This window comes from Pseudomonas gingeri, from assembly GCF_013386115.1.
GTDB classification, from domain to species: Bacteria; Pseudomonadota; Gammaproteobacteria; order Pseudomonadales; family Pseudomonadaceae; genus Aquipseudomonas; species Aquipseudomonas gingeri.
This window is the reverse complement of record NZ_JACAOR010000004.1, coordinates 23421-36032: the sequence shown is the minus strand read 5'-3', so window position 1 is coordinate 36032 and position 12612 is coordinate 23421. Positions and strand designations below refer to the sequence as shown.

Below are 12612 nucleotides of genomic sequence, written 5' to 3'. Positions count from 1 at the left end.
AAGGAGTTTTCCGTTTCGACTGCGCCGGAAGTGGGGCGAATTATAGGCCCATGGAATCTGCCGTCAACCCTTATTTTCATCTTTCTGTCACAAGGGTCAGAAACAGCGCAGAACACGCTCCCTGTAGGAGCTGGCTTGCCAGCGATGAGGCCCGCAAGCCTTGCAGCGCCCAAGATGACGCCATCGCCAGCAAGCCGGCTCCTACAGTTTGGGTGTTGCACCCAAAATGGGTGGACGACTACATAGTTGTAGGAGCTGGCTTGCCAGCGATGGGGCCCGCAAGCCTTGCAGCGTCCAAGATGACGCCATCGCCAGCAAGCCGGCTCCTACAGTTTGGGTGTTGCACCCAAAATGGTTGGACGACTACATAGTTGTGGGAGCTGGCTTGCCAGCGAAGGCGCCCATATAAGCAGCACAAGCTTCAAGGACGCCATCGCGGGCAATCCCAACGCCCACGAACGCAGCGCCAGCAAGGATCAAACGATTTTCAATGCCTTGAGAATAACCAGCGACTTCTCTGCAAACGCCTCAGCCTGCTCCAGCAATTCGGCCATATTCTCTTCGGCCGTGCTCAGCGCCTTGCCGTCCTTGACGATGCCCTCACCTTGTTCGCTGATAATCCCCCACGCCAGTTGCGCCCATTCGATCGGAAGCTTTTTACCCTGCTTCATCGATATAAGGAACAATTGCCCGAAGCGGCTGACTGGCACACCACCGCCGGTCACCGGACTGGCCAAAGTCTGGATCTGATTGGTGAATAGCGAACGTTTGCACAGATGCAGATTGAGGGCACTGCAACGCGCCTGCACCAACTTCTCGGCTGCCTCGCTCTGGCAGGGCGCGGCAACGCCCATACCGACCAGGACATTGACCGCCTGCTCCAGGTCGCCATAAGCCATCGAGGGCACAGCCGCCAACAACTGGCGCAAGGTTTTCGGCACATAAGCCCTGGCCGCCAGGGCCTCGAGCACGGGGCCATAGACTTCTGCCTGCAGCGAGGCCTCCCCCGCCGGGCCACTGACGACACCCGGTACGCTGTCTACCGCCTGCAACATGACAAACCGCGTATTGAGCATGCTCTCGCGCTGTTCCGCAGCGGACAATCTGCTCGCACCGCGCAGGTACAGATCGCGACGAAAATGCTGGTTGACGAAGTAGTCACGCGCCTGCTCGCGCATGATCGGATGCTCTATACCTTCCAGGAAATCCATGCCCTCGGCGCTCAGGTTGAGCGGGTCCACCGAATCCAGCGGCGCGGCCGTCGTGGCATAGTCGAGCTTGGCCGCAGACAAGGCATCCACCACATCAGTGAAGTACATGCAGTTCCAGTCGCGGTTGAAATACTCATGGGCTACATATTGGCGATTCTGCCCCTTGATGCTCTGCAGCTTGGCGCCCAGGCTCGGCGCCGCGCTGGCGTATAGGGGATTGGCCGCCAGCAGCGCCTCGGAGAACTGCAACGCCGCATTGATCCGTTCGCCCGGGCGTATCGAGGTGCTGGAGGCAAAGCGGTCATGCAGGCTGAACAGTTGACGCAGCGGTGCCGAAGGCGACCAGCCCGGGAAGCAGTTGTAGCTGACGTAAAGCAGACCACCAGGCTTGAGATGCCGACGGACGAATTCGACGATCAGTTTCTGGTTATCGCGACTGACCCAGGTCCAGATGCCATGCAGGCTGATACTGTCGAATTGCGGCAGATCCTTACGGGCCAGCAATTGTTCGAAGCTGTCGTCATAGAGTTGGGCATTACCGCCGTAGCTGCTTGCCAGCGTGTTGGCATGGGCCGCCTGGGCCGGATGGAAGTCCGTGCCCACGTAGCTTCCCGGATTCGCCGCGGCATGGATATTAACCGAGACACCCTGGCCGAAACCAAGCTCGCAGTGATAGGCATCTGCACTCTCCAGGCTCGCAAAACCACGCAACAACAAGCAGTAGCGCTGGAACACCGGATTGATTTCCCGGCAATACCCGTAGGTATAACCTTCGTCCGTGAAATAGCCTTCATTCCAAGCTTCGCCCATGATCGATGTCCCTCTATCTATTATCGAAAGCAGAAAGGCTTTTCTTATAAAGGGTGGCCATTGCCCACCACAAGCGAAAAATCCTGTCTTCAGCGCGGCCGACCTGAACGGCCGTTTTCGGGGGCGGAGTTCGCACTGGCAGCCACCTGCCGTCATGAGCCTGGCGCTCACTTCGCATTGATAGCTGGATGCTTTGAATTGGGATGGTGTCCCAGGGCAGGTTCGAACTGCCAACCTTCCCCTTAGGAGGGGGATGCTCTATCCAATTGAGCTACTGAGACAACGAGCGACCACCCGGACGGGCGGCGCAAAGGACGGCGTGCATGTTAACGGGCATGCCACCGTTTGTCATGTCGTCCGGGGGCTTTTTGGTGCGTAGGTCGGAAAACCCGCCTCCCTACCCCCTATTGCACCGTTCGTCCACTAGATAATCGGCCAAATGCCACTATCCTCTAACAGTAGAGGCAAAAGGCCAGATCACCGCGTAGCATATGCGGCAGGGAGGTTTGATGCCTTCAGACGGGCTTGGGATGGCCGATCAGAGCGCCGCACCGGGAAAAACTTTCAAACCAGTGCGCATTTCTGATAATTGGTGCTGGCATATTGCCTGTGTCCAGTTCAATATTTGTCACAGAATTGACGCCAATGATCTGGCAAATTTGAGGCATGATGCGGGCCTCTTATCAATTCAGGTTGAACATTTGGCAAAGCATGCTGTCCTACTGACATCCTGCGGCCAATTCCGAGAACCGCTCCCCTGAACTAACCGGTTTAAAACTATGCGCCCATTGAAACAGGCAATTTATTCCAGCCGTACCGCTGACAAATTCGTCGTGCGTCTGCCCGATGGAATGCGTGAACGCATCGCCGAGGTGTCTCGTAACCATCACCGAAGCATGAATTCCGAAATCATTGCACGCCTGGAGCAGAGTCTTATTCAGGAAGGTGCACTGGGTGACGAACTGAGCATGCGCCTGGACAGCCCCGAGCTATCCCTGCATGAACGCGAGTTGCTGCAGCGCTTCCGTCAACTTTCCCACCGCCAGCAGAATGCCCTGGTGTCGCTGATTGCACACGACGCCGAAATGGCCGCAGACGCCAACTGATTCATCCCTGAAAGCTCAAGCCAGCCTCGCGCTGGCTTTTTTTTGCGTGGAATTCGGGAGAGGCAATACACCAGGGCCGACAAGCCCGGGGATAACGCAGAGATGGCGCAGCCGATCCCATGGGGAGGCTGCGCCGGAAGACTCAGAGCAGGAAAATCGTCGCCAGCCCGAGGAAGATGAAGAAGCCGCCGCTGTCGGTCATGGCAGTGATCATCACACTCGCCCCCATCGCCGGGTCACGCCCCAGCCGCGCCAGCGTCATCGGGATCAGCACGCCCATCAAGGCCGCCAACAGCAGGTTCAAGGTCATCGCGGCGGTCATGACGACACCCAGCGACCAACTGCCATAGAGCAGATACGCCACGACACCAATCACACCACCCCACATGACCCCATTGATCAGGGCGACAGCCAGCTCCTTGCGCATCAGCCGCGAGGTATTGCCGGTACTGACCTGGTCCAGCGCCATGGCCCGCACGATCATGGTGATCGTCTGGTTGCCGGAGTTGCCACCGATGCCCGCGACGATAGGCATCAGCGCAGCCAGGGCAACCAGTTTCTCGATGGACCCTTCGAACAGACCGATCACCCGCGAGGCGAGAAAGGCCGTGATCAGGTTGATCGCCAGCCACGCCCAGCGGTTGCGAAGGGACTTCCAGACCGACGCAAAGATATCTTCCTCTTCCCGCAGACCCGCCATGTTGAGGACTTCGCTTTCGCTCTCCTCACGGATCAGGTCGACCATTTCGTCGATGGTCAGACGGCCAATGAGCTTGCCGTTCTTGTCGACGACCGGCGCGGAGATCAGGTCATAACGCTCGAAGGCCTGCGCCGCGTCATAAGCATCCTCGTCCGGGTGGAAACTCACCGGATCGCTGGCCATGACCTCGGCCACCTGCTTGTCGGGATCATTGACCAGCAATCGCTTGATCGGCAGCACGCCCTTGAGCACACCGTCGTAATCCACCACAAAAAGCTTGTCGGTATGACCCGGCAGCTCCTTGAGCCGACGCAGATAACGCAACACCACTTCCAGGCTGACGTCTTCGCGGATGGTAACCATCTCGAAGTCCATCAGCGCGCCGACCTGCTCCTCGTCATAGGACAGCGCGGAGCGAACGCGCTCACGCTGCTGACCGTCAAGGGCTTCCATCAGCTCATGGACCACGTCCCGCGGCAGCTCGGGGGCGAGGTCAGCGAGTTCGTCGGCATCCATCTCCTTGGCCGCGGCCAGGAGCTCGTGATCGTCCATGTCGGCGATCAGCGTTTCTCGTACGGAGTCGGAAACCTCGAGGAGGATGTCGCCGTCGCGCTCGGCCTTGACCAGTTGCCAGACGGTCAGGCGATCGTCCAGGGGCAAGGCTTCAAGAATATAGGCAACGTCGGCGGAGTGCAGATCATCAAGCTTGCGCTGCAACTCGACGAGGTTCTGCCGGTGAACCAGGTTCTCCACCCGGTCCTGATGATGACCTTCCTGACGATGGGTCAGGTCCTCGACCACTCGCTGGCGCTGCAACAGCTCAACGACTTGAGCGAGGCGGTCCTGCAAACTGTCTTGTGATTTCTTTACTTCAACTTCGGTCATAGGCGAACTCCACTCCCAGCAGCGGGGCACGCCGGAAGGATCAATCAGTCAATTCATGATTGGTAAAGCGGGGTACTGAGTAACTACTGGGTAAGTCCATGGAGGTATTCCACAAGCCCCGGCGGGGCTGACGGGCGCAATCATACACCGCCTCAGGTGCTTTAACGGCAAAAATCTTGGCAAGAACAAGCGCTTGCGAGACAAAGCCGAGCATTCTTCGGCTGCTTTCTACTCCGACGACTCATCCTGAAAAGAAAACACACGCCTGATGAAAAAGTCAGCGACTAGGCTTGGGTGACAACCGTCACGGAGGACGTCCGATGCCCACCAGAGCCTGCTGCCTGCTGATCCCCCTCGCGCTCCACCTGCCTTCCTGCGCCAACGCGGCCATCGTGCAGCGCTGCGAAGACAGCAGCGGCCATATCACCTTCACCACGCTGGGCTGCACACAGGAGCAGAGCCTGCAGATCCAGCGGGCCGATAACCCGCCGCCTGGCGGCAAGCAGTTCGCCGTCACACCGAAAGCGCCGCCTCAGGCAAAAAGCACCGCCGCCCGGGAACTGATCGTAATCGGTGAACATGACGATGGATGTGGCAATCAGCTCGACGCCAGGAGCAGACGCCAGGCCATCATCCAGCAGCAGGTGCGTCCGGGCATGAATCGCCTGGAAGTGGAAAGCGCCCTGGGCAGGCCGGACAGGATCAGCACGAGCAACAGCGCCACGCGCTATCACTACAATCTGAAGAAAGGTCGCAGCAGCCTGGTGCTGTTCGATGAGAAGGGTTGTGTCAAACGCTAGACAGCAAAAAGCCCGCAACCAGTGCGGGCTTCTTGGTGTATGGTGCACTCGACAGGATTCGAACCTGTGACCGCTCGGTTCGTAGCCGAGTACTCTATCCAGCTGAGCTACGAGTGCAAGTTGTGTTTTTAGACCAGATCACAACTGGTTGAAGCCACGCTGTTTGTATCACTACCAACAACGCTTAAATGGTGCACTCGACAGGATTCGAACCTGTGACCGCTCGGTTCGTAGCCGAGTACTCTATCCAGCTGAGCTACGAGTGCATTTGTTGCCGCGCATTATAGGCCGTCAAATCTCTTTGTAAAGCACTTTTTCTAGTAATTTCAACAACTTACAGAAGAAGCCAGATCGTAACGTACTAAACGAATAATGGCGGAGAACGGGGGATTCGAACCCCCGACACCCTTTTGAGGTGTACTCCCTTAGCAGGGGAGCGCCTTCGGCCACTCGGCCAGCTCTCCGCAACACGGGGCGTATATTAACCAGCTTTCTCCCCGTTTGCAAACAAAAAAAACGAGAAAAATTAATGGCTTGGTTCTTCGTCCTTCTCTTTCTTGATCCGCAGGTAGATTTCCTCACGGTGCACGGCCACCTCCTTGGGGGCGTTGACACCAATACGCACTTGATTTCCTTTGACGCCGAGCACGGTCACAGTGATTTCACCATCACCAATGATCAGGCTTTCTGCGCACCGACGAGTCAGAATCAGCATACCTATCTCCTCACGCATTTCAGTTCAGGGACAACACAGTCTGCAAAAAAAAGGGCTTCGGCCTACATGCTAGATAGCCATAGCCCTACACACCTAAGTATTGACGAGCCCGGACAAAAGAACAGCGCCTGCCCGCGCTTATCAAAAAACACGAAGGGCGCGGTTCAACCGCGCCCTTCGGCATGACGCATCACTCGCCCTGGCGGGCCGGTGCGTCCAGTTCAAACGCCGTGTGCAATGCACGCACGGCCAGTTCCAGGTACTTCTCCTCGATCACTACCGAAACCTTGATTTCGGAGGTCGAGATCATCTGGATATTGATGCTTTCCTTCGCCAGCGCTTCGAACATGCGACTGGCCACGCCTGCGTGGGAGCGCATGCCGACACCGACGATCGACACCTTGGCGATCTTGGTATCGCCGACCACTTCCCGCGCACCGATTTCACGCGCGGTGTTTTCCAGCACGGTCTGCGCCGCCTGGTAGTCGTTGCGGTGAACGGTGAAGGTGAAGTCGGTGGTGTTATCGTGCGCGACATTCTGCACGATCATGTCGACTTCGATGTTGGCGGCGCTGATCGGGCCGAGAATCTTGAAGGCCACGCCCGGGGTATCAGGCACGCCACGGATGGTCAGCTTGGCTTCATCGCGGTTGAAGGCGATGCCGGAAATGATCGGCTGTTCCATGGATTCCTCTTCATCAATAGTAATGAGGGTACCCGGACCCTCCTTAAAGCTGTGCAGAACGCGCAGCGGAACGTTGTACTTGCCGGCGAACTCGACCGCGCGGATCTGCAGCACCTTGGAACCGAGGCTGGCCATTTCCAGCATCTCTTCGAAGGTGATCTTGTCCAGGCGCTGGGCCGAGGACACGACACGCGGGTCGGTGGTGTAGACGCCGTCGACATCGGTGTAGATCTGGCACTCGTCAGCCTTCAGGGCTGCCGCCAGTGCAACGCCGGTGGTATCGGAACCGCCACGACCGAGGGTGGTGATATTGCCGTTCTCGTCGACGCCCTGGAAACCGGCGACAACAACCACACGCCCTTCCTTCAGATCGGCACGAATCTTCTGATCGTCGATCTGCAGGATGCGTGCTTTATTGTGCGCGCTGTCTGTCAGGATCCGCACCTGGTTACCGGTGTAGGACACCGCCGGCACACCACGCTTGATCAGTGCCATGGCCAGCAACGCAATGGTCACCTGCTCACCGGTGGAAACGATCACATCCAGCTCACGGGGAACCGGCTGGTTTTCGCCACTGATTTGTTTGGCCAGATCGATCAGGCGGTTGGTCTCGCCGCTCATCGCAGACAGCACAACCACCAGGTCATCGCCGGCTTCGCGGAATTTCTTCACCTTGTCGGCGACCTGCTCGATTCTCTCGACGGTGCCGACCGAGGTGCCTCCAAATTTCTGTACGATCAAAGCCATTTCTAAGCCGCCTCAGCCCGTAAAGGGGCGCCCATTAATCATTCAAACCACAGCCCCGTTGCCCGTCACTAGACGACGGGCATTGGCGAGGCCTTAAACGCCCTGCTCGACAAATGGCACGGTCAGGGCCAGTGCTGCATCCAGTGCCGCGGCGTCGATACCACCGCCTTGCGCCATGTCCGGACGACCACCACCCTTCCCGCCCACTGCCGCAGCGGCCTGCTTCATCAGATCACCGGCTTTGAGTTGGCCGGTCAGGTCCTTGGTCACGCCTGCGACCAGAACGACCTTTTCCTCATGGACACTGCCGAGCAGGATCACTGCGCGGCCGAGTTTGTTTTTCAGTTGATCGACCAGTGCCAGCAGGGCCTTGCCATCCTGACCATCCAGGCGCGCGGCCAGGACTTTCACACCCTTGACGTCCTGGGCCTGCGCCGACAGGTCGTCACCCGCGGCGCTTGCGGCCTTGGCCTGCAATTGCTCGAGTTGTTTTTCCAGCAGACGGTTGCGCTCCAGCACAGCCGACAGCTTGTCGATCAGGTTGTCGCGGCTGCCCTTGATCAGGTTCGCGGCTTCCTTGAGTTGCTCTTCGGCGGCATTCAGGTAGGCCAGTGCCGCGGCACCGGTGACTGCCTCGATGCGCCGTACACCCGATGCCACGCCGCCTTCGCTGATGATTTTCAGCAGGCCGATGTCACCGGTACGGTTGGCGTGGATACCGCCACACAGTTCGACGGAGAAATCCCCGCCCATGCTCAGGACACGCACACTGTCGCCGTACTTCTCGCCGAACAGCGCCATGGCGCCCTTCTTCTTGGCGGTGTCGATATCGGTTTCTTCGGTTTCCACCGCCGAGTTCTTGCGGATCTCGGCGTTGACGATGTCTTCCAGGGCCTTGATCTGCTCCGGCTTGATGGCTTCGAAGTGGCTGAAGTCAAAGCGCAGGCGCTGACTGTCGACCAACGACCCCTTCTGCTGGACATGCTCGCCCAGCACCTGGCGCAATGCAGCGTGCAGCAGGTGGGTGGCCGAGTGGTTCAGCGAGGTGGCGTGACGCACATCGGCAGCGACCTGGGTTTCCACCTGGGTGCCGACCAGCAGACTGCCCTGGGCCAGGACACCATGGTGCAGGAAAGCCCCGCCGGTCTTGGTGGTATCGCGGACATCGAAGCGACCGGCAGCCGCCTGCAGATACCCGCAATCGCCGATCTGACCGCCCGACTCGGCGTAGAACGGTGTCTGGTCCAGGACTACAACGCCTTCTTCACCTTCATTCAAGACGTCGACCGACTGCCCTTCTTTATAGAGCGCGATCACTTTCGCCGAACCACTGGTGGCGCTGTAGCCGGTGAACTCGGTGGCCACATCGACCTTGACCAGGCTGTTGTAGTCCATGCCGAAGGAACTGGCGGAGCGCGCACGCACCCGCTGGGCTTCCATCTCGCGCTCGAAACCGGCCTCGTCGAGGGTCAGGTTGCGTTCGCGGGCGATGTCGCCGGTCAGGTCCATCGGGAAACCGTAGGTGTCGTACAGCTTGAACACCACGTCACCCGGAACCACGCTACCCTTGAGCTCGGCCAGGTCCTGCTCGAGGATCTTCAGGCCCTGCTCCAGGGTCTTGGCGAACTGCTCTTCCTCGGCCTTCAGCACACGCTCGATATGCGCCTGCTGGGATTTCAGCTCAGGGAAGGCCTCACCCATTTCGGCAACCAGGGCCGCGACGATCTGGTAGAAGAAACTGCCCTTGGCCCCGAGCTTGTTGCCGTGACGGCAGGCGCGACGAATAATCCGGCGCAGCACATAGCCGCGACCTTCGTTGGACGGCAGCACGCCGTCGGCGATCAGGAAACCGCAGGAGCGAATATGGTCGGCGACCACTTTCAGCGAAGCCTGGTTGTCATTGGTGCAACCGATGGCCTGGGCCGAAGCGCTCAGCAGGCTCTGGAACAGGTCGATTTCATAGTTGGAGTGAACGTGCTGCAGCACCGCGCTGATCCGCTCCAGGCCCATGCCGGTGTCCACCGACGGTGCCGGCAGCGGATGCAGCACGCCATCGGCGGTGCGGTTGAACTGCATGAACACGTTGTTCCAGATCTCGATGTAACGGTCACCGTCTTCTTCCGGCGAGCCGGGTGGGCCGCCCCAGATATCGGCGCCGTGGTCGTAGAAGATCTCGGTGCAAGGACCGCACGGGCCGGTATCGCCCATGGTCCAGAAGTTGTCGGAGGCGTAAGGCGCGCCTTTGTTGTCGCCGATACGGACCATGCGTTCGGCCGGCACGCCGACTTCCTTGGTCCAGATATCGTAGGCTTCGTCGTCGCTGGCGTAGACCGTGACCCAGAGCTTTTCCTTCGGCAGGTTCAGCCACTGGTCGGAGGTCAGGAAGGTCCAGGCGAAGGTGATCGCATCGCGCTTGAAGTAGTCGCCGAAGCTGAAGTTGCCCAGCATTTCGAAAAAGGTGTGGTGACGAGCGGTATAACCGACGTTTTCCAGGTCGTTGTGCTTGCCGCCGGCGCGTACGCACTTCTGGCTGCTGACGGCGCGGGTGTAGGCGCGCTTTTCCTGGCCCAGGAAACAATCCTTGAACTGGTTCATCCCCGCGTTGGTGAACAGCAGGGTTGGGTCATTGCCCGGAATCAAAGAGCTGGAGGCGACACGGGTGTGGCCTTGCTGTTCGAAGAAGCGAAGGAAGGCTTCACGGATTTCTGCGCTTTTCATAGGTTCTTCCACGGAGTCTGCGGCCGGAGGCAAGTGCATCACGTCTGAATGGATTTGCGACTTGCAAAGGGCCGCATTATATCGGCCCTGAGCCTTGGGTACAGTGTGTTTATACGATAGAAACCGTCAATTGGACGGCCTGCAGGCTCATTGGCGGTTAAATTCGGCAAATACCGCGACCACCTGCTCGATTTGTGCACGGTCGACGTCCATATGGGTGACCATCCGCAGGCGCGGCGCGGCACTCAGGCGCACCCCGCGCTCGGCGGCAAACGCCTTGAGCGCGTTCGCCCGCTCGCCGAGGTCGGCGTAGACCATGTTGGTCTGTACCGGCTCGATCCGATAGCCCGCCTCACGCAAGCCATCGGCCAGGTGCAACGCATTGGCATGGTCGTCGGCCAGGCGCGCGACCTGGTGATCCAGTGCATACAGCCCCGCTGCCGCCAACAGGCCGGCCTGGCGCATACCGCCGCCGACCATCTTGCGCAGGCGCCGCGCCTTGCCGATCAGTTCCTCGCTGCCGCACAGTACCGAACCCACCGGCGCTCCCAGGCCCTTGGACAGGCAGACCGAAACCGAATCGAAGTGCCGGGTGATTTCACGCGCATCGACGCCCAGCTTGACCGCCGCGTTATACAGCCGAGCACCATCCAGGTGCAGTGCCAGTCCCTGTTCCCGGGTCAAGCGACGGGCCGCCGCCAGGTATTCCAGCGGCAGGACCTTGCCCTGCATGGTGTTTTCCAGGGCCAACAGGCGGGTGCGGGCAAAATGGAAGTCATCGGGCTTGATCGCCGCCCTGACCTGCGCCAGGTCCAGCGAGCCGTCTGCCTGGACTTCCAGCGGCTGCGGCTGGATCGAACCGAGCACCGCGGCGCCGCCGCCTTCATATTTATAGGTATGGCACTGCTGGCCGACGATGTACTCGTCACCGCGCTCGCAGTGGGCCATCAACCCCAGCAGGTTGCTCATGGTCCCGGTGGGCACGAAGAGCGCCCGGGCGAAGCCCAGCCGATCGGCCAGTTCGCTTTCAAGCCGATTGACCGACGGATCTTCGCCATACACATCATCCCCCAGGGGCGCATTCGCCATGGCCTCGCGCATACCGGCGCTGGGTTGGGTAACGGTGTCACTACGAAGATCGATAACAGTCATGAAACAGGCCTCGGCAATGGAGCGCTGATGTCGGGAATATCCCTTTCGAAAGCAATTACTGCGGTCACGGCGAGGGATAATCAAGCTCTGCCGCAGGAAATGTCGGAGAACCGCCATGAAAATTCGATGGTTATTATCGTAAAGGCGGCATGCACACCTGTGAAATATATGGTAAAAATCGGGCGCCGCCAGAAAAGCTGGCGGCAACGTTCTCAGGGCGGGGTGTAATTCCCCACCGGCGGTAATTGCGCGCAATGCGCATAGCCCGCGAGCGCTTGGCGAGTCGGACGGTCTCGACGGTCCCTCGGCAAGGTCAGCAGACCCGGTGTGATCCCGGGGCCGACGGTCATAGTCCGGATGAAGAGAGAACGGGATTGACACCCAAGGGCCGTCCACCGGATCCCCGTGCGCATGCCTGGCAGCATCGCACAGCCGACCTGAACGTACCCTTGAATCCCATTCGATTCATAACGCCCTGTTTTTCACACAAACAGGAGTCAGAACAGATGCAACCCACCACCCTTCACCACACTCAGCGGATCGCGTTCATCCAGGCTTGCTGGCACAAGGATATCGTTGATCAGGCTCGCCACGGCTTCGTCTCGGAAATCGCCAAGCTGGGCTACCAGGAAAGTGATATCGACTTCTTCGAAGTCGGCGGTGCCTTCGAGATCCCCCTGCATGCCAAGCTGCTGGCCAAGTCCGGCCGTTATGCCGGCGTCGTCGCTGCCGGCCTGGTGGTCGACGGCGGGATCTACCGCCACGACTTCGTCGCCACGGCGGTGATCGACGGCCTGATGCAGGTCCAGCTGGACACCGAAGTACCGGTGTTTTCCGTAGTGCTGACCCCGCACCACTTCCACGCTGGCGAAGAGCACCAGAAGTTCTTCTTCGATCACTTCGTGCACAAGGGTCAGGAAGCCGCGAAAACCTGCGCCGACACCCTGAGCAAACTGCGCGCGCTACCGCGTCCCGCAGCACAGAAACTGGCGGTCTGATCCATCTGCGCACCTGCCGGCCCCTCGCCGGCAGGTCATAACTATCTATCCTCTCCCGGCAGCGCCAATGCGCTTAAGTGGATTC

The 12612-nt window shown here is 59.4% G+C and carries 10 protein-coding genes, 4 tRNA genes and 1 riboswitch; of the genes, 4 read left to right on the top strand and 10 right to left on the bottom strand.

Annotation, left to right across the window (positions count from 1 at the left end):
- Window positions 1-476 precede the first annotated feature (476 nt).
- Both HX881_RS07920 and HX881_RS07915 read right to left on the bottom strand, forming a co-directional pair.
- Window positions 477-2021 (bottom strand): methyltransferase regulatory domain-containing protein, encoded by a 1545-nt coding sequence (locus HX881_RS07920; protein WP_177083857.1) that lies wholly within the window; start codon window positions 2019-2021, stop codon window positions 477-479.
- Between the two features lie 204 nt (window positions 2022-2225).
- Window positions 2226-2302, bottom strand: a tRNA-Arg gene (locus tag HX881_RS07915).
- Between the two features lie 498 nt (window positions 2303-2800).
- Here HX881_RS07915 and HX881_RS07910 point away from each other — a divergent pair.
- Window positions 2801-3127: an Arc family DNA-binding protein gene (locus HX881_RS07910; protein WP_042935290.1), complete on the top strand. Its 327-nt coding sequence runs from the start codon at window positions 2801-2803 to the stop codon at window positions 3125-3127.
- A 142-nt stretch (window positions 3128-3269) separates the two neighbouring features.
- Here the strand turns inward: HX881_RS07910 and mgtE are convergent, their stop codons facing one another.
- Entirely contained in the window at window positions 3270-4712 is a 1443-nt protein-coding gene (gene mgtE / locus HX881_RS07905) for a magnesium transporter (RefSeq protein ID WP_017126122.1), read from the bottom strand.
- 320 nt (window positions 4713-5032) lie between these two features.
- Here mgtE and HX881_RS07900 point away from each other — a divergent pair, with 320 nt between their 5' ends.
- Entirely contained in the window at window positions 5033-5512 is a 480-nt protein-coding gene (locus HX881_RS07900; RefSeq protein WP_177083855.1) for an outer membrane protein assembly factor BamE, read from the top strand.
- 40 nt (window positions 5513-5552) lie between these two features.
- Here HX881_RS07900 and HX881_RS07895 read toward each other — a convergent pair.
- From HX881_RS07895 to ltaE, 7 genes are all read right to left on the bottom strand, one after another.
- Window positions 5553-5629 (bottom strand) — tRNA-Arg (locus tag HX881_RS07895).
- A 72-nt stretch (window positions 5630-5701) separates the two neighbouring features.
- Window positions 5702-5778: transfer RNA gene (locus HX881_RS07890), tRNA-Arg, on the bottom strand.
- A gap of 107 nt (window positions 5779-5885) precedes the next feature.
- A tRNA-Ser gene (locus HX881_RS07885) sits at window positions 5886-5976 on the bottom strand.
- A gap of 62 nt (window positions 5977-6038) precedes the next feature.
- A complete protein-coding gene (gene csrA / locus HX881_RS07880; RefSeq protein ID WP_002554426.1) occupies window positions 6039-6227 on the bottom strand; it encodes a carbon storage regulator CsrA in 189 nt (62 codons plus the stop codon).
- Between the two features lie 190 nt (window positions 6228-6417).
- Window positions 6418-7659, bottom strand: coding sequence for an aspartate kinase (locus tag HX881_RS07875; RefSeq protein ID WP_017126124.1), 1242 nt, complete (start codon window positions 7657-7659; stop codon window positions 6418-6420).
- Window positions 7660-7752: 93 nt separating this feature from the next.
- Window positions 7753-10377 (bottom strand): alanine--tRNA ligase, encoded by a 2625-nt coding sequence (gene alaS, locus HX881_RS07870; protein ID WP_017126125.1) that lies wholly within the window; start codon window positions 10375-10377, stop codon window positions 7753-7755.
- 147 nt (window positions 10378-10524) lie between these two features.
- Entirely contained in the window at window positions 10525-11529 is a 1005-nt protein-coding gene (gene ltaE / locus HX881_RS07865; protein WP_177083853.1) for a low-specificity L-threonine aldolase, read from the bottom strand.
- Between the two features lie 27 nt (window positions 11530-11556).
- Here ltaE and HX881_RS07860 point away from each other — a divergent pair, with 27 nt between their 5' ends.
- On the top strand, window positions 11557-11757 hold the full coding sequence (locus tag HX881_RS07860) for a hypothetical protein (protein WP_177083851.1): 201 nt from the start codon (window positions 11557-11559) through the stop codon (window positions 11755-11757).
- Window positions 11734-11903, top strand: a riboswitch (FMN riboswitch). Its footprint overlaps the gene before it by 24 nt.
- A gap of 132 nt (window positions 11904-12035) precedes the next feature.
- The gene (locus HX881_RS07855; RefSeq protein ID WP_017126127.1) at window positions 12036-12527 is read left to right on the top strand and encodes a 6,7-dimethyl-8-ribityllumazine synthase; all 492 of its coding nucleotides are present in this window, start codon (window positions 12036-12038) and stop codon (window positions 12525-12527) included.
- The last annotated feature ends 85 nt before the right edge of the window (window positions 12528-12612 follow it).